General features: G+C 56.1%; 9 protein-coding genes. All 9 read left to right on the top strand.

Features of this window, described 5'->3' with window-relative positions; genetic code table 11:
* Positions 1-6: 6 nt before the first annotated feature.
* The 9 genes from KBZ33_RS01645 to KBZ33_RS01605 all read left to right on the top strand — a co-directional run bounded on the left by KBZ33_RS01645 (position 7) and on the right by KBZ33_RS01605 (position 18231).
* Entirely contained in the window at positions 7-744 is a 738-nt protein-coding gene (locus tag KBZ33_RS01645; protein WP_255011451.1) for a hypothetical protein, read from the top strand.
* Entirely contained in the window at positions 744-1856 is a 1113-nt protein-coding gene (locus tag KBZ33_RS01640) for a tetratricopeptide repeat protein (protein WP_254950174.1), read from the top strand. Before KBZ33_RS01645 ends, KBZ33_RS01640 begins: the two co-directional genes overlap by 1 nt.
* Complete coding sequence (locus tag KBZ33_RS01635; RefSeq protein WP_254950176.1) at positions 1853-2911, top strand: restriction endonuclease; 1059 nt, start codon at positions 1853-1855, stop codon at positions 2909-2911. The genes KBZ33_RS01640 and KBZ33_RS01635 overlap by 4 nt, the downstream gene beginning before the upstream one ends.
* Positions 2912-3042: 131 nt before the next feature.
* Positions 3043-3303 carry a methylation-associated defense system helix-turn-helix domain-containing protein MAD1 gene (locus tag KBZ33_RS01630; RefSeq protein WP_254950178.1) on the top strand — a complete coding sequence of 87 codons (261 nt, stop codon included), beginning with the start codon at positions 3043-3045 and terminating at the stop codon, positions 3301-3303.
* On the top strand, positions 3296-5368 hold the full coding sequence (locus KBZ33_RS01625; protein WP_254950180.1) for a methylation-associated defense system DNA methyltransferase MAD2: 2073 nt from the start codon (positions 3296-3298) through the stop codon (positions 5366-5368). The genes KBZ33_RS01630 and KBZ33_RS01625 overlap by 8 nt, the downstream gene beginning before the upstream one ends.
* 413 nt (positions 5369-5781) lie before the next feature.
* Positions 5782-6762 carry a restriction endonuclease subunit S gene (locus KBZ33_RS01620; RefSeq protein ID WP_254950182.1) on the top strand — a complete coding sequence of 327 codons (981 nt, stop codon included), beginning with the start codon at positions 5782-5784 and terminating at the stop codon, positions 6760-6762.
* Positions 6762-10898, top strand: a complete 4137-nt coding sequence (locus KBZ33_RS01615; protein WP_254950184.1) for a methylation-associated defense system protein kinase MAD6 — start codon at positions 6762-6764, stop codon at positions 10896-10898. Before KBZ33_RS01620 ends, KBZ33_RS01615 begins: the two co-directional genes overlap by 1 nt.
* Positions 10895-12580: a methylation-associated defense system protein MAD7 gene (locus KBZ33_RS01610; RefSeq protein ID WP_254950186.1), complete on the top strand. Its 1686-nt coding sequence runs from the start codon at positions 10895-10897 to the stop codon at positions 12578-12580. The genes KBZ33_RS01615 and KBZ33_RS01610 overlap by 4 nt, the downstream gene beginning before the upstream one ends.
* Positions 12581-12687: 107 nt before the next feature.
* On the top strand, positions 12688-18231 hold the full coding sequence (locus tag KBZ33_RS01605; RefSeq protein WP_255011447.1) for a methylation-associated defense system ATP-binding protein MAD8: 5544 nt from the start codon (positions 12688-12690) through the stop codon (positions 18229-18231).
* Positions 18232-18463: the final 232 nt, after the last annotated feature.

Below are 18463 nucleotides of genomic sequence, written 5' to 3'. Positions count from 1 at the left end.
CCGGCCGTGAACCGCCTGCTCAAGCAGGTGGAGGAGTCCAGCGGCCTGCCGGTCGCGGTTGCCCAGCAGAGCGACCTGAGCACCCTGGCCACGCTGCGGCCGGCGACGCCGGAGTATCAGGCGCACGTGATCGCCTATCGCGATGCCGATGAGGCCAGCAGCTACCACGTGGCCTTTGAGGCCGCCCTGCTGCTGCGCATCGTGCAGGTGCCCCCCGAGCAGCGGGTGAACCTCACCGAGAAGCGGGAGGCCAAGGAGAAGGTGGTCTCGCAGGTGGAGAAGCTGTTCAAGGGGCGCCTCGGGCTGGCGCAGGCCAGGCAGGCGGGGCTGCGCTTCTACGACGGCCTGATGGTGCAGCTGCGCTCCACGGGGCCGGGGCTGTGGGCCGACCGCTGGCTGTTCGAGCAGGTGCCGGAGCTGCGGGGCCTGCAGGCCGTGGTGCTGCAGAGCCAGGTGCAAGGGAATGTGCCCTGCCTCAATGCGGAGGTGGACAAGATGAGCCCCGCCGAGGTGGTGAAGGCCAGCCGGGCGATGAACGCCGCCTATGCCTTCCAGGCCGCCGAGCTGGTGGGCATCCCACCGCTGGCGATCCCGTATCAGGCGGCAGGGTTTGAGGCGCTGGCCAAGGAGCTGATCGCCATCACCCGCGCCGAGCCCACCACTGCTGATCCAGATCGGGAGATCGTCGATGGCTGGGCCGAGAAGCTGGGCCTCTCCCGCTGGTACGTCTGGAAGACGCCCTGATGGAAGGCACGGCGTTCTCGATCGAAGAGGCCAGCTTTGATGCCTCCCTGCTGCCGGAGGGCAGCCGCACCCCTGGCAGCGAGGCGTTCCACCGGGCGGTGACCGACTACTTCAAGAAGTCGTATGCGTCGATGGGAGGGCAGCTGTCGGTGGTGTTCGCCGCCGGCCGCATCGAGGTGGCCTGGGAGCCCGCGGCACCGGAGGCACCGGCGATGGCCACCATCGGCCCGCTCCTGCAGCAGCGGCGCTTCGATGAGGCCCGGCCGCTGCTGGAGACCCTGCTGCAGCTGCAGCCCGAGCACCCCGAGGCCCTCTACAACCTGGGCGTGCTCGCCAGTGAGGAGGGCCGGCTGGAGGAAGCCCGGTTGCTGCTGCGCCGGGCGGTGGTCGCCAACACCGGCGATGCCCACGCCCAGGCCAATGCCCAGGTTGCGCTGGGATTGGCAGCCCTACGCCAGAGCGATCGGGCAGAAGCCCGCCAGGCACTGGAGGCGGCCATTGCGCTGGAGCCCCATAACGCCTTTGCCCTACGCAGCCTCGGCAGCCTGCTGGTGATCGCCGGGGCCCTGGCCGCCGGGATCGAACGCTTCCGCCAGGCCCTGGCGGTGGCACCGGACGATCTGATCACCACCATCAACCTGGCCCAGGCCTTACTGGAGCTGGATCCAGACGAGCACCGCGACGAGGCCGACCGGCTGCTGCTGCGGGTGATCGAGGCCCAGCCCTACGGCGAGCTGGCAGACAAGGCGAAGGACCTGCGCAGCAGCATCGCCAGACGCGACCTGCGGGCCGACCAGCCCGATGGCCTGCGGCAGGACGCGGTGAGCTACTGCCTGCAGGCCCTGCAGCTGTTCGAGGGGATGGACCAGCAGCGCTTCATGGCGGTGCTCAGCGAGGTGGCGGCCGTGGGCCAGGGGGGTCTGCAGATCAACGAGCCCGGCACCTCCCGCAGCCTCAAGACCCTCACAGGAACCTGGAGCGACCTGGCCCTGGCCTGCCTGATCCACGTGGGCATGAAGCGGCTGATGCCTGATGAGGACTCAGGGCTGGGGATCGGAGCGGAGTACGAGGAGGCGGTGCGGTTGCATAGAACTGGAGGTAAGACGCCATGACCCTCTGGCTGATCCGCGCCGGCTCCCGCGGCGAGCACGAGCAGAAGTTCCTCGATGAGAGCCGGGTGTATGTGGCCTGGGATGGCCTGGATGTGGATCTGGGGGCGCTTCCTGATCGGCAGGCGTTGATTCGAGTTCTGGAGGAGCGCTTCCCGGAAGAGAAGGCCAAGGCCCTGGTCAACTGGTCTTCCCAGGTCTGGCCGTTTGTGAAGGAGATGGTCATCGGCGACTGGGTGGTGATGCCTTCGAAGCTGCAGTCGGGCCTCTATTTCGGCGAGATCACCAGCGACTACTGCTTTGAGTCGGCCGGACCAAACCCCTACTACCACTGGCGCAGCATCAACTGGTTCAGCGGCCTGATCCCCCGCACCGTCTTCCCCCAGGACCTTCTCTATTCCTTTGGGGCGTTCATGACCATCTGCCGAATCCAGCGCAATGACGCTGAGGCGCGGGTCAAGGCGATGGCCGCACGCAACTGGCAGGCCGAGGGCGTGAAGGATTCTGCGCCGCGCATGCCGGCAGGCCTCCAAGGAAGCGCCGATAGCGAGGAGGCAGCAGATGCAGCGAACGTCAACCTCGAAGAACTGGCGGCCGATCGCATCGAGCGGCTGATCGAGGCCCGCTTCAAAGGCCACGACCTGGCCTTATTGGTGGAAGCGATCCTTCAGGCGGAGGGGTACACCACCTATCGCAGCCCAGAAGGCGCAGATGGCGGCGCCGACATCCTGGCCGGCGGGGGTGAGCTGGGCTTCGGGAAGCCGCAGATCTGCGTGGAGGTGAAGTCAGGCTCGGATCCGGTGGATCGGCCCACAGTCGACAAGCTGATCGGCGCCGGTCAGAAGTTCGGTGCAGAGACCTGCCTGTTCGTGAGCTGGAGCGGCTTCCGGCCCAATGTCCAGAAAGAGCTCGCACGGGACTTTTTCCGGGTGCGCCTCTGGAGCCGCAAGGAGCTGCTGGAGAAGCTCTTTGCCCACTACGCCGAGCTTCCGGAGGAGATCCGGCTTGCCCTGCCGTTGAAACGGGTCTGGATGGTGGCCACCGAGGAGGGGGCATAGCCCTGGGCCTCGCAGGCCGGGCACTGGCCAGACCGCCACGGGCAAGGAAGGATCCCGCTGAATCCGACCAGATCCGGCCAAACAGGGTCGAATCGTGTCAGAACCGTTGCGGCCGCGAGGGTGCCGCTGCTATGCAGGGCTGGGAACTCTGCGGAAATGCCCTGGACAGCTCTGCCATCGAAGACCGCTGGCTCGCCGTCGACGAGATGGCCGACTACCTGGGCGTCAGCAAGGACACTGTCTATGCCTGGGTCACCACCAAGGGGATGCCGGGGTATCGCGTCGGTCGCTTCTGGAAGTTCAAGAAGAACGACGTGGACGACTGGGTACGAGCAGGAGGGGCAGCCAGCAGTACCGACGAAGAGCTAGGGGAGACCAGCACCAATGCCTGACCTGGAACTGGACGATCTTTCGACCCAGACGAAAGAGGAGATTGATTCCCTGGAGGAGGGCAAGCTCCTCGACTACATCACTGGCAACCCAGTCAAGGACACGCCAAAAGAACAGGTACGGCAGCGGATTGCAAGGGCTCTATTTCATGAGTATGGCATTTCAGTCGATGACATGGTGCCGGACTTCAAGATGAAGGTGGAAGGACGCAGCAAAAAGATTGACATTGCCATCTTCGAAGCGGGCCAGCCCAAGAATCTTGATTACCTTGAGCGGATCGTCATCTGCGATAAGGAGCCGAAGACAGGAAGCAAAGGCGCCTACAGAATGCGCGACCACAAGCAAGCCGAAAAGGAGTTCGGCTTGCTCTACGCCGCCATGGGAGAGGAAGAGGCGGCAAATTGCAAGTGGGGTCTCTGGACCAATGGCCTAGACATGTACTTCTTTGAGAAGGAAGTCTCAAGATTTGACACTAAGTTCAAGCCCATAGGCGACTGGCCTCCTGCAGATGGAACCCTGGGGAGTCGTACTGTCGCATCTGATCAAAGGCTGCGGCGCGCCGACCGAGATATGCTGCTGACGGCGTTCAAACGCTGTCATAACTATATTCACGGCAACGAAGGGATGCCGAAGGATGCAGCCTTCTGGCAATTCCTCTATCTGATCTTTGCGAAGCTGCATGATGAGCGTCGCCCCAAGGATCAGCCGGCTCGCTTCTGGGTGGGAGCCTTTGAGAAGGAGGTGAATGGGAAAAAGCAATGGGTCGATGAACAGTTTGAACCTGAGGGGCAGAAGGCGATCCGTGAGCGGGTCACCCAGCTCGTCGATGAAGTCGCCGAAAAATACAAAGACACAGTCTTCCGCGACAACCCGCCAAGGCTGCAACTGTCGGATCGGGCCCTGGCCTTCATTGTGGGTGAGCTCGCCAAGTACGACCTGGGCCGCACTGCCTTAGATGCCAAAGGTGCTGCTTACCAAGAGCTGGTGAAGCACAATATCCGCGGCGACCGGGGTCAGTACTTCACACCAAGGGGACCTGTGGATCTGGTTGTAGAGATCCTGGATCCAAGGCCCCATGAGCGCGTCATGGACATGGCCTGTGGAACAGGCGGATTCCTGGTGTCAACGCTGAAACATGTGGACCGTCTTCTTCACGCCAAAGCTCATGTATCGAGTGGAGATGAGTCAACAGAAGAATTTCTCTCGATCCAAGAACAGCTGATCCATTTTGCTGAACATCAATTGTTCGGGGCTGACTTTGATCCTTTTCTGGTCCGAGCTGCCCAGATGAACATTCTGATGGCAAGCAACGGACAGGCCCAGGTCTTCTGCATGAATTCACTCGAGTTCCCTGCAGGCCATCTGCAGGGCGTTGCGGAGGCCAAGGGGAAGGCAGATCTGGGCACGATGGATGTGGTGATGACCAATCCGCCCTTTGGATCGGATATCCCGATTACGGACCCTAATATCCTGAGGCACTACGAGCTTGCCTACATCTGGGAGCGCACTGAGGATGGTGGATTCCGGAACACCGGACGGCTCCAGGGAAGTGTGGCACCAGAGGTACTGTTCATCGAGCGTGCCCTGGCCTGGCTGAAGCCAGGAGGAAGGATGGGCATCGTTTTACCTGATGGGATCCTCGGCAACCCAGGCGATGAGTACATCCGATGGTGGATCCTGAGGCACTCGTGGGTATTGGCCAGCATTGATCTGCCCGTAGAGGTGTTCATCGTGGAAGCTAACGTCAACATCCTGACCAGCCTGCTTTTCCTGAAGAAAAAGACTGCCGATGAGATCCGTGCCGAGGATCTCGGCCAGCAGGTCGACTATCCGGTCTTCATGGCTGTTGCCGAAAAGGTTGGCTTTGATCGAAGGGGCAACACGCTTTACAAGCGAGGACCTGACGGTGAGGAGTTAATCGTCGAGAAGGAATATCGCGAGCGAGTGAAGGTGGCTGGGGAGTCCGTGGTGCGTGTGTTGCGACGCAAGGAAAAGACTTTGGACGACGATTTACCCAGAATTGCTGAGGCTTATCTTGCATTTCTGGCTCAACATGCTCGGCCATAGACATGAAGGCAAAAAGCATCCCCAGTTCTTGGATTTCCCGTGATGGGTTGCGGCTGGACTGCAATCCCTATATGTCTGGGGCTCTCGAAGCCAGAATCAAGCTAGAGGAGTTGCCCTATCCAAAGGAGAAACTTGCATCGCTATGCTCAAATGGTATTGACGGCATTTACCACGCTGGACGCGAGTCGAGATCTTGGGTAGAGGATTCCGATCTCGGCGTTCCTTTCTTAAGCAGTAGCTCTATCCTGGCTGCAGATCTATCAGGGCTGCCACTCATCTCCAAAAGGCAAGTCAGGAGAAATCCGAGGTTCTTGCTGAGAAAGGGCTGGACGCTAATAACGCGGTCAGGAACCATTGGACGAATGGTTTATTCCCGTCCAGACATGGACGGACTAGCGTGTTCAGAGCATGTCATGAGAGTTGTGCCCGATGAGGCAAAAATCCCTCCTGGTTACCTCTATGCCTTTCTAAGCAGCAAGTTTGGCGTCCCGCTGGTGACATCGGGAACATATGGATCCATCATTCAGTCAATCGAGCCGGAGCACATTGCTGGTCTGCCAGTACCACGGCTGGGCATAGACTTAGAAGAGCAAGTTAGTCGTTTAGTGGAGCTTGCATCTGGGAATCGATCCGATGCTGCAAAGCGTTTAGAGCAGGCAGTTTCTAGTGTCAAGGACATACTGGGCAAAGACGAAGAAGGGCCTGCAGGTGAAACTCCTTGCGCCGTTGTTAGATCAAGAAGCCTTCAGGCTCGCCTCGACGCCTTTTACTACAGCCCGATATCTCACAAAGCTCGCAGATCATTTGACACTGCGACAAATTGCCAGCATTGCCTTTTAAGCGAGGTTGCCGATGTCTTTATTCCGGGAATCTTTAAACGTCGCTACGCAAGCGACCCTTCATATGGCGTACCTTACATCACAGGTGGGGACGTCTTTCAGGTATCCGCCATGTCTGATAGATACCTTATGAAGCGGGTAGCGGCCGAGAATGCACTTCAGGTTAAGCAAGGCACAATTCTTGTTCAGGAGGCCGGTCAGCTTGGCGGACTGATTGGCAGAAGCGTCTACGTTGGGGCTCAACTGGACGGTTTCGCTGTTTCAAATAATATGGTACGCATTACATCAATAGACCCTAAGGACGCGGGCTATATATATGGCCTGCTATCAACGCCCGAAGGTGTAACGTTGCTTTCTCGTGAGGCTGCGGGATCAAGCATTCCTCATATGGATGCAGGCAGGCTAAAAGCCATTTCAATCCCATGGCCACACGAGGACGTGCGGCACAAGATTTCAATGATTGTAGATAGTGCAATTGACTTGCGCGACAAGGCATCAGAAGCCGAGAAGAAAGCGCGATCTCTGATAGAGCGTGCCATTGAGGAAGCCACCTAATGGCTACCGTGGTCCCCATCGGCGAGCCCGTCAACGATGCCGAACGTGTGGCGATTGCCCATCTGCGGGATCACCTGCCGAATGGCTACTTGATCTTTCACAACTTCGAGATTCAGCGCAGAGATGAAACCTTCGAAGTAGATATCGCCGTTCTGGCCCCCCATGCGCTTTATCTGGTGGATGTCAAAGGGACACGAGGCCTGATTGATGTCTATGGAGCCAAGTGGCATCCCGAGGGTCGTACCCCATTCACATCGCCGCTGCTCAAGCTCCGCGGCCATGCCCGGTCCCTGAAGGGCCTTCTTACAGCATCCCAGCCTGGTCAGCGAAATCTGGATGGCGTGTTCGTTGATGCAGTCGTTCTCCTCTCGGCGCCCGATGCCCATCTTTCCGATCAAGGTGGTCGAGACGCTGAGAATGTGACCACCTTGAGAAAGGCTGCTGCATTCTTCCAGAACACCCACCGGATTCCTGCCCGCTTTGATCTCAACATCACTGCTCTGCAGGGCTTGATCCGCAAAGCTCTGGTTGGAGCCGCCCAAAAGCGAAGTGGGCCGGTCCTGCTCGGAGACTGGCAAGTGATTGAACGTCTCGGTGGCAGCGACTCCTTCACCGAGTATCGAGCCGTCAACACCTTTGCCGGCATCAAGGGGGGCACGGCACTGCTGCGTGTCTATCAGGCGGATCCCTACCTTCCAGATGCACAGCAACGCCAGCAGCAGAAAGACCGGATTGCCAACGCCTTCCGCGCGCTCAACCGTCTGCCGGGGCATCCGCTGATCGCTGGTGCCAAGAACTTCTTTGCCACTGAGGGGGAAGACAGGTACGTCCTGGTCACTGACGATGTTTCAGGACAGGCCTTACGGATTCATATCGACAAGCCCCGGCTTTCCCTCACCCTGGATCAGAAGCTCAGGATCGCTCGGGAGCTGTTCGAAGCCCTGACCTTCTGCCATTCCCACCAAGTGGTTCACCGCAACCTCTCCCCCAGCACCATCCTGTTCGGGGTGGATGGCCACATCCGCCTGACGGGTTTTGAGCACGCCAGGGCTGGCACCGATCGCAGCCTCACCATCGCTGATCAGGTGGTTGAGGAGGTTGATCCCGCCTACGTCGCCCCAGAGGCCTGGCGGGAACCTGCGAATGCCAGCCCCGCTTCTGATGTGTTCTCGGCGGGGGTGGTGCTCTACGAGTTGTTCACTGGCCAGCGGGCCTTCACCTCGATCACCGAACTCTTTGATCGCAGCGCGACCTTCCAGGTCAATCCATCAACGCTGCGATCCGAGATCCCCTCGGCGCTCGATCAGTGGCTGCAGACGCTGTGCACCTTTGACCCGGATCAACGGCTGTCAGCCACAGCCGCAGGCCTTGCCCTTGATTCAGCACTGCAGCCTCTTTTCTCTGGTACGGAAGCTGGAAGCAACGATGAGCCTGCGGCTGCGCAGCCTGAAACGGTGCCGGTAGCTCCAATTGACTGGGCCCAGGTGCCCAAGGGCACCCTGCTGGCCGGCAAGCTTGAGGTGCAGGAGCTGATCGGCCGTGGCAGCTTCAGTGTGGTCTACAAGGTGGTGGATACCCTTGGCGATGTCACCAGGGCTCTGAAGCTGATCTTGCGCGATCGGCATTCAACCCTGGAGCGACTCAAGAAGGAGTACAAGACCCTCGTCCGCCTCCCTGAACACCCCCATGTCGTGCGGGTGATCGATGCCAATGTGCTCCCGGGGGAGGATGGTCCTCCCTACATCCTCTTTGAGTACGTCCAGGGCGAAGACGTTGCGGATCTAATCCGCGACGATCGTCTTGATGCCGAAGATGTCCTGCTGCTGTATCGGCAAGTGGCCGAAGGGCTGGTTCACCTCCACCGTGAGGGCCTTTATCACTGCGACATCAAGCCCCACAACCTCCTCTGGACCGTTAAGGGGGCAAAGATCACTGACTTCAACGTCTCCGTCCGCTCGGAAGACAACGGCCATGGAGGGGGCTCCCACCGATACCTCCCTCCAGACCTTGACCTATCAGAAACACCATCCCCCAGTGAGCTGGCTGACCGCGACCTCTATGCCCTTGGCCTGACCATCTATGAGGCTTTGACAGGCTCCTATCCATGGAAAGGTAGCGCACCACCGCCGGGTACCCCTGCGCCTGATCCTCGAGATGGGCCTGGGGGCAGCGATCTGGTACCCGAACTCACTGTTCTTGTTCAAAAAGCCATTGCCCCGAAGCGGTCAGAACGATTCGCTTCGGCTTCAGAACTGCTCGAAGCTCTGCAGCCAATCACTCGGGCCCGTCGGGAACCTGCCACAGAAACGGCTGGCACCCTTTTGGGCCCCGACCTCGCTGGATCTGTCCAGCCCAATACCAATTCATTCGTCAGCTACCTCCAGAGCCTTTACAGCCAGAGCCGCAAGACCAATGCGGGGACACGAGGGCTGAATGAACTCGGACGCCTCACCTACATCCCGACGCTGCTGGACGAGAACCTAATACCCGAGGTCATAGCGGGTAAATTCAAGCTGGTGTTGATCACCGGGAATGCTGGTGATGGGAAGACAGCATTCTTACAGCAGCTGGAAGTGGAGGCGGGAACCCAGGCTCAGCTCCAATCCAGCGATCCGCTGCCCAACGGTCGTCGATTCTCCACCACAGGCCGCACGTTCATAACCAACTACGACGGATCCCAAGATGAAGAAGAACGCAAGAATGACGATGTCCTCTATGAGTTCTTTAGACCATTCTCAGGCACTAATCCAGATGCGTGGCCAACGGATGAGACACGCCTGATCGCGATCAATGAAGGTCGGTTGGTTGACTTCCTCAAGACCGCCAGGGACGAGTTCCCAGCCTTGTTAGCAGTGGTAGAAGAAAGTCTGCGTACAGGTGAGGATAAACATGACATCGCTGTCGTCAATCTGAATTGGCGCAGTGTCGTCGCAAGTCCTATTTCCGACGACAATTCGATCTTGGAGCGCCAACTACGGGCTCTGGTCAAACCGAAGTACTGGCAGGCTTGCCAGAGCTGCGATCTCAAAGACAAGTGCTACGTCCACCACAACGCCCAGACATTTCAAGACCGCACAGCAGCGCCTCAAGTTATTGAGCGTCTCAAGACGCTCTACACCCTGAGTCATCTTCGCGGTCGACTGCATATCACCATTCGTGATCTGCGTTCAGCCTTGTCATTCATGTTGAGCTCCGCACGAGATTGTACAGAGATCCATTCTCTCTACAGCGAAGGGAAGCGAGAGTTGATCGCTGCTGGTTTTTATTTCAATTCCTGGATGGCTGCGGATACTGGTACTGCTGATCGGCTTCTGCAGTTGCTTAAGGGAGTCGATGTGGGATCTGCAGCCGACCCGCGCCTGGATCGAGGTCTCGACTTCATCAGTCCGGCTATGGATCAGAGCCGGTTCAGTTTTTCAGGGCGCGGCAGCTATGACCATGAAGTACTGAGCACGCTCTACGAGACCTTGCCACGTGATTTCACTGGCAAGCCTTCAACAAGCAGAGCCGTTGCACACCGGCATTTCCTCTCCATGGCTCGTCGACGTATCTATTTCGAAAGGCGCGACACCAGCTGGTCTTCAATGCTTCCATACCGCTCTGCAGAGCGGATGCTGGCCATGATGCGGGGTCAACGAAGCACAGAACTCGCCCTTCAAGATGTTCTCCATGCCATCAATCGAGGTGAAGGTTTACTCGAACCCACTCGACTTGGCAACAGCCTGGCGCTGCAGGTACGACAAGTTGAACGAGGCACGGTCCGTTCCTACCGTCTCTATAAGTCAGATCAATTCAAGCTTTCCTCAAAGGATTCGGCCAGCCAGGCTCGCTTTATCGAGCACATGCCTGAAGGTCTTGCGCTGCAATTCAAGGATGGAGATCAAGAAGCTGAACTCCTGATCAATCTTGATATCTTTGAGATGCTGGAACGTCTTAATCGCGGCTACCGGCCAAGCATCGAAGAGGAACAGGGCTATTACTTAAGTCTTGCTGTCTTCAAGAATATCTTAGGGTCCGCACCCTATCAAGAGGTCCTGCTGACAACGACTGGTCAGGACTTCTATAAAATTCAGCGACATCATGATGGTCGTCTCGAGATGATGCACCTCCCATCCAGGCAGGAGGTATCCGCATGACGTTGTCGAGCAGGGATCGAACATTCAATAACAAAAAGATCTCCTATCTCGATTTCAAGCAGATCGAGATGGACCGTGTGCTGACAGCCCTGTTCGCACGACTAGCGCATAGCGGTTTTGCCAGCCGACTCAAACGGCGTCATGAGTTGTCCGTGAAGGCATTCGTTGATGAATTTCTTGACCATCCCGAGTGGTTCACCGGTTTTGCCCAGCATCGAGAGATCGTCGAGCGTTGGTTTCAGACGCACCTCATGGACATGGTGAACAGAGGAAAGACCAACGAAGTCGTTGCAGCACCAAGGCCGCTTCACGGTTTCACCTATCGCTTTAGAAATGCGAAACACTCGCGTGACTATGGCGCTGCCCAGCATCTCTATGAATCTCTCTACCATGCCCGCAAAGGCGCAGGCCAGGCAGCACTGGAACAATTGAAGAGCTTCTTCTTCCAGGGTCATGACAAGATCACAGGCCAACTGGATAGAGCAGCTGTCTTGGATGTCGAAACCCAGGCACTGCTAAGGCTCACCAATCAGGCAGAAGATGCTCCTGATTCGCGCAATGGTAGGGAGAGTTATTCTCCCCTCTGCATCGGATCAGCAGATCTACTGGCTGAAGACATTAAGCGCTTGCTGTTCTATGAGCACCATATTCCGAGATCGACCATGGTCGACTATCTCAAAGTTCTTCTCTCCTTCCATCTTGCACTTTATCACCTGCGGCTCTTCAAACTCTTGCCGGCCCTAGTGAAACGCAAAGGTGATGATCCGATCTGTGCTGTCGGTTCCTGTCCGATGGATCCACGAAGCTTTTCCAGTCCCCAAGGTGACTGCCCATACCAGATCGGCCTTGTTGTTGACCTAGGTGTTAGCCCGAGTTCCGCTTCCGCTCGCTTAGCAATCCGTAGTGCAGACTTCCACTACAGACGCATTCCTAACTTTGTCAAAAGCTGCTTTACTGCCAAGAAGCTCGAAGAGTTTGGCGAGTCTCTGGCGAAGGCCGGAAAGCTTCATCTCGCAAAGGGTCAAGAGCTGGGAGTAGGTGATGCGCTGCAGCTCCTGGAGTCCTTGCACAAGGCAGAGCTGGAAAAGTATTTTGGTTCACGTATGTATTCAATCGTCCAGAATACGTCGGCCGTCAGTGAACCTGATCTGGACCCAGAGATTAAAGCAGTGATCGACCTTGGACTTTCAGATTTCGATGCCTATATTGAGATTCTCTCCGCTCTGAGAGGCAAGTTTCATCGACAGTACATTACTGAATGCTTGGATTCGTTATTGATGAAGAATCGCCCTGGGGCTCTTCTCTCCCAAGGCCGAACAAAGGGAGCTCCGCGCCGGTTTGTTCTAGACAGTCGATTGCTGGAAGTGCTTCTTCAGTTGGCTGTCCTTAAACAGAATCAGCCTACGGATCCTTTCTATACTGGTGAGTTGCGCATCGAGGATCTTCTCACCTGGCTACGTGAGCGCTATGGCCTCCATATCGATCGCCTTCCCCGGGGAGATGGATTTACTGCAACCAGCATTGATGACCGTGCTGCTCTTCGTCAAAATGCGTCAGCCTTTACTGCTCGGCTGCGTGAAGTTGGTTTCTACCGAGACCTCTCTGATGCCTATGTCTCCCAGACAGTCACCCCCCGCTACCGGATTAAGCCTAACGCCATTGGAGCTGGAGAGGAGCCATGAGCCAAGGTCTTCGAACAGTCCAGCCTCATGATGTAGCGACTGAATTAGAGGCCCAGTTGTTGTCTCGGTTGGCGGGCCTTCTGCGCTCTAGGAGCCATGGCCATTGTATGCGGATCGCTGACCTTGATAGTGCCTTAATGGCGCGTCTCTGTGCACGTCTACGAATAGAAGTTCCGGAAGCTCAAGTGGTGATTCTTGGGAATGGCCATGCAATCACACCGCCTGAGCTGACAGTCAGTGCCACAAAGCTTGTTGAACTTCGCAACCCGGTCTCAGACGGATCCCAGCGCCCACCGCTTCTTGTTTTTATCCCCAACGAGGTACGATCTGCCGCCGAAGATAGTTTTGGGGTCGCGACGTTTGAAGATCTTCCTGTAGGAGATGTCTATAAGCAGCTTCGTGGCCGGCTGATAGAGGAGCTGCCGTCTCCGATAAAGGGTGCAGTTGCCGAAGGCTTACGTCGACTTGAGGGTGACGATCCGTGGCCATTTGCTGATCCTTTGGCAATCGTTCGGTTTCTACTTACTGCAAAGCTGAATGACGGAGATCCAGAAGCCGTAGGCGCAGCTCTCTTTGAACTGGCTCTCGTCCCTGACTTTGAACTACTCCTTGATCCCACCAAAACACCGAGCAGGATTACTCGTAATCGCGACTGTGTTCGCAGACTAACCTGGTCTCACGCAACGGAGAGAGGTCGTGTTCTTGATCTTGGTCTCAAGAAGGGAGCAAGCAGCTCGCAACTTGCCAACTTTCTTGCCCATACGGGCTTAGAAGATCCATACGACTGGACGCGCCGAATCGTATTGGATCGTGCCTGTTGGAAATTTGCATTCCATCGCTGGGAATTTCAGGAGAGCAAAGACGATCATGAACGAATCTTTATTGGCAATGTTCAAGCAAGCCTTCCTATGGTTGGCGAATCTCCCCCTGATTCAAGGCTAGAGCAACTCAATCCCGAGGAGAGGATACTCGTTGTTGGCCCTGGCGGCTTGCGAAAATTCAATGTCGGATTCCAGGTCAATCCACATCCTTCACGAGTACAAGGCTTAGATCGCTTCGTCGCTCAAGTGATCTCTAGAGCAACGGGCCCTGTAGGGCTTGCTCGCAGCAAGAAAGCATGGAGCACGAATCGAACCTCGGCAACGATTGACATTAACAATCTATCGAAGGTCAACTGGGAGGAAGGCTGGCATTTTATTCGCATCCTGGCGCAAACAGAAGACGGAGACCTCATCCCATTGGTGGATGAACGGGACAATCCTCTCCCCTGGTCAGTCGACGACAGCGATGGCGCCATTCAACGGCCGAATGAAAGTGAGCTTTTCTACGTTGTCACTGAACTTGATGAGCCCCCACCACCACCTCAACGGGCCCTTGCCAAGCATGACAGCCTTGAGCACGCACGTCTCTATCTGAGGTTCAGTTCAGTTCAGGATGGCAGAGATACCAACAAGATTGGACCTCAAGGGGCCCGCTGGTCAGAGGGGCGGCAAGCCAACAGCTCCGGTCGTGACACTCTAGAGATTTCCTTTGGCCACGAAGGAAATGTCCAGATCCCCATCTCACGGACTCTCAAAACACTTGAACAGGCCATTCTTTCAGCATCTCATGGCCCACTCTCCTGGAGAGTTTCGCTGCGTATGGGTCAAGCTGATAAGCCTACGGGGAATGAGGGAATCTGGCCGACATGTGCCTCCTGCAATAGATTCCTTGAAGCCCGCTCGGCCTGGTTTGATGTCGTTCGAAGCGGTGGTGCAGAGCTCATTACCCAAGCGGCTGATTTTCTCGAAAACCAGGCACTGGCGATCGAGTATGCCGATACCTACCGGGAATTGCTGGAGGAGCTACTGTCTCAGGCATCTGGCGCCTCATCTGGCGACACGCGGGTCGATATATCTGCACTAGGGCGTTTCCTAACACTCGATACTGTCAGCTTGACGATCTTTGACTATCGCGGTCATCGTCGTGAGGCAGCGTTACTTGCTCCAACACACCCCCTAATGGTCCTTTGGTGGGCCACTTGGGCTCGAACTGGAGAGAGTTGGGTTGAAGCAGCCAAGAAGTCCGCAGCAGAGTTTGTGGGGCCAACGCGCGATGCGCTGCTCAATCAAGTTGTACCAATCGGGCACCCTCCTGTCTTGTCAACGATGGCCAGCCAGGCATCAGCAACCCGGTTGTTGATACCCATCGACAACATTGCTCCATTCTGGTCGCTCTATGCACCTGCCCAAGAACCTGATCCCAGGGGGCTGCTTGGTGATGTCTGCTCGTCTTTTGGATTGCCCGAACCCGCCATAGGTGGATCTTTGTTGGATGGGAAGGCTCTGGCTACACGAGTGCAGCGATACTTGATTCAGCACCCATACATCAGCACGCTGGTAATTAACGCATTTAATCCTGGCCGCGCCGGAATTCTTGCAGATATGCTCCTGACCCTTCAGGGTCAACCTACATTCGAAGATATTTCCTATGATATCCGTATCTTTGTTGTTGATTCTGATGCTCCTGGTGTTGGGGAGGGATTAGCAGACTTGCTCTCGCCCTCCGGTACTCTTGCCGGCCGAGAAGCAGACGCATTTACTACCTCAAGCGGTGATCACCTTCATCCCAAGCTAGCGCTTGCGATCCGTAGCACAAATGAATTTCGTGCTCAACCCGAGAGCTTCCCGGCCCATTTGTCCTTCCTCTTTGACCTCTTTCCTGCAGAGGAGGTTGGGGCTAAACAAGCCACGCTTAAAGACTTTGCTGCTCCAGTCCATGGTCTTCTCCAGGATTACCAGGTGGAGTACAAAGAGGATGAGAGCACCGTTGCTTGGTGTAGGACGCCGCGCCATGGCTCGGCTCTCCCTCTCAGTGGTTCCGAGAAGCTTACTGAACTACTTTCAACGGTTCCTGCAATTCTCTCCAGCGCCATAAGTGCAGTTGCTACCGGCCAAGTCGAGGATGCAATGCGCCCGGTGATCGGGTTGGCCCTGGACGCCAAAGAACGGGCACTCCTCCATCAGGTTCATGAAGTCAGCGATTGGGTGGTCACTCTCGACCGCAACATGGGCATCGAGTTTTTTGATCATGGTGGTCAGCGGAAGCGTCCTGATTACCTTATTGATCACTCTCCAGATATTGGTAATGCGGTGGGTCACAGGCTGACCATCACATCTCGCTCTGTTTCCGAGCTGGAGGCCATGCTTGTTCCAGTGCTCAATGAGTACGGACTTCCGAGTGAAGGCCGGCATGCAATTGCCATCCTTGATCAGCTGCGATCCCTCTCTGGACGATTGGCCCTCAAGCTAATCTCCGCACCTTCACAGCGTGCCGAAGCCCTAGGCCTCGCCCTTTCCCGTATTTATCTCTGGCATCAAGAAGCACTTCAAAGCCAGATTACACTGTCTCTTGATGCCCATCTTGAGCTCTATCGCAGTCTCAAGAAAGCTGCTGATGAGCTGGGCGATGAAGTCAGCTTCAAACGCACTGACCTAGCTCTGTTTGACCTTAATGCAGCCGAGCGTACGATCACCTGTCGCTTGGTTGAAGTCAAATGCTATGCAGCAGTTGGAGATCTTGCCGCTTACAGTTCACTTAAGGATAAAATCGCCGAGCAGATCGCGCAAAGCGAGCAGGTACTCTCACTACACTTTGATCCTCATAGGAATAATCCAGACCGCGCGGATCGATTGGTGAAGAGCCAGGAGCTCGTCTCGCTACTTGAGTTCTATTTGGATCGCGGGGTGCGTTACAATCTCATGGAGTCTTCAGCGGTTCAAGAAGCACGATTCTTCCTTCGTAGCCTGGAAGATGGTTATCGGTTAGTCTTTACCCGGAGTGCACTCATCTTTGATTTTGAGAAAACAGGGAGTGACATTGAGCAGGAGAATGGAATTGAGTTTCACCGTGTCGGCTCAGATCTGATCCGTGAGCTTATTGAAGAAGCTGCATCCTCCCCACCTGAGCAAGATGATGCCACTGAGGCCCAAAATTGCTCAATTGCTGCCCCCCTCATCGCCTCGGCAGATATTGAGACCACCCGCTTGCAACGCAGACGAAGCATTCCTGAGCTTGAAACTGCGGCTTTCCTTGGTCAAGCCCGCGATCGCAGTGTTTCATGGCAGGACTTGGCTTCAACTCGGCGGCAATCGAGCGGGCTCTCAACTGCGTTCCCACTTGAGCCACAGATAACTCCTAAGAACGATGATGATGACCTTCCACCGAGGTCAGGAGGCCAACTGGTATCCATAAAACCAGATGGAACTCCATCAGGAGGATCTCCTCTTGATTCTGCTTCTGCTCAGCATGAAACAAGCAGCGATGGGATTAGCGTACAACCAATAGATAGGACTGACGAATCTCCTGTTTCCATTCAGACTGCTATTGGGTGCGAACCCACAATTCCATTAGATGGCGAACCAAATCGTACTGCTTCCTTGCATCAGGTGATAGATCAGAAACATGGCGACGGTGGACCGGCCTGTGATGTGATGCTAGGTGTCACCGGCGATTCACCTCAATATGGCTTACTTGGTGAAGTATCAGGTCGCAAAGTTGCGCTTGATCTCAACCAAACTCATACGATCAGCCTCTTCGGTGTCCAGGGTGGGGGGAAGAGCTACACCCTTGGTAGTGTTGCTGAGATGGCTTCTTTGCCTATTGATGGAATCAACTTGTTGCCGCAACCCCTCGCAACAGTGATCTTTCATTACAGCCCAACCATGGACTACGCGCCCGAGTTCACCTCCATGGTGGCAGCGAATAGTGATGCAGCACAAATTGCTCTTCTACGAGAGAAATACGGTGCCGAGCCAAAAGCTCTCTCCGATGTTCTCCTGCTGGTCCCATCCGATAAACTTGATGAAAGACAAAAAGACTATCCGGGCATTGAGGTCCGTGCGCTTCGCTTTGCTGCCAACGAGCTCCAGGCGAGTCACTGGAGATTTCTGTTGGGAGCTGTAGGCAACCAGGCAACCTATATCAGACAACTCAACATGATCATGAAACAGCTCAGGGATGAGCTCACCCTGGAGGGGTTGCGTCATGGGATTGCTGATTCACGCATGCCAGATCACATCAAGGATTTGGCATACGGTCGTTTGGAGCTTGCGCAAGAATTCATCGATGACAGCGTCAATCTAGGTGAGGCGATACGACCTGGACGCCTAGTTATTGTAGACCTTCGCGATGAGTTCATGGAAAAGGACCAAGCTCTTGGTCTATTTGTTGTCCTTCTCCAGCTTTTCGCTGAAGCCACCTACGAGGGAAGCAAGTTCAACAAGCTTGTGGTCTTTGATGAAGCACATAAGTACATTGACAGCCCTGACCTGGTTGGTGGCTTAATTGAAGTAGTCCGAGAAATGCGGCACAAGGGAACGAGCGTCATGGTTGCAAGCCAGGACCCACCTTCAGTTCCCGTAGCTCTCATTGAGCTTTCCAGTCAGATCATCCTGCATAAGTTCAATTCCCCAGCCTGGCTCAAACATATTCAAAAAGCCAATGCAGCACTGGGTGATTTGACTCCCGAGAAGATGGCGCACTTGCAGCCCGGGGAGGCTTATGTGTGGTCAAGCAAAGCGACGGACTCCGCATTCAGCAAAGGTGCAATAAAAGTTCGCTGTCGTCCGAGGGTCACTCAACATGGCGGTTCAACCAAGACAGCTGTCTGAGTCTCTTGATTGTCGCTGAAGTTCATACCCTGCTGTCGAAATCGGAGACTGATCATTTTTGGTGATCTATCTGCCCTCCTCTCTTGACCTGCTGTTCTAAGTCGAATTGAGGCTGCCTGGGCATTTTTCGCAGTGCTTTGTCTCTCGGCCCTGACGGCTTGGTGACGCCTTCGGGCCGGCGCACACCCACCGCATCCCTCGGCCGGTCCTCACGCCGCGTCAAGGATCGGGC

Origin of the sequence: Cyanobium sp. Cruz-8D1 (assembly GCF_024345975.1) — a bacterium.
Classification (GTDB): domain Bacteria; phylum Cyanobacteriota; class Cyanobacteriia; order PCC-6307; family Cyanobiaceae; genus Cyanobium.
The sequence above is the reverse complement of the archived record's forward strand: the minus strand, read 5'-3'. Positions and strand labels throughout refer to the sequence as shown.

Excerpts from the sequence above, each read along its gene's own strand:
- KBZ33_RS01640 (WP_254950174.1), top strand. The coding sequence starts at position 744 with ATGGAAGGCACGGCGTTCTCGATCGAAGAGGCCAGCTTTGATGCCTCC.
- KBZ33_RS01635 (WP_254950176.1), top strand. The coding sequence starts at position 1,853 with ATGACCCTCTGGCTGATCCGCGCCGGCTCCCGCGGCGAGCACGAGCAG.
- KBZ33_RS01630 (WP_254950178.1), top strand. The coding sequence starts at position 3,043 with ATGCAGGGCTGGGAACTCTGCGGAAATGCCCTGGACAGCTCTGCCATC.
- KBZ33_RS01625 (WP_254950180.1), top strand. The coding sequence starts at position 3,296 with ATGCCTGACCTGGAACTGGACGATCTTTCGACCCAGACGAAAGAGGAG.
- KBZ33_RS01620 (WP_254950182.1), top strand. The coding sequence starts at position 5,782 with ATGAGAGTTGTGCCCGATGAGGCAAAAATCCCTCCTGGTTACCTCTAT.
- KBZ33_RS01615 (WP_254950184.1), top strand. The coding sequence starts at position 6,762 with ATGGCTACCGTGGTCCCCATCGGCGAGCCCGTCAACGATGCCGAACGT.
- KBZ33_RS01610 (WP_254950186.1), top strand. The coding sequence starts at position 10,895 with ATGACGTTGTCGAGCAGGGATCGAACATTCAATAACAAAAAGATCTCC.
- KBZ33_RS01605 (WP_255011447.1), top strand. The coding sequence starts at position 12,688 with ATGCGGATCGCTGACCTTGATAGTGCCTTAATGGCGCGTCTCTGTGCA.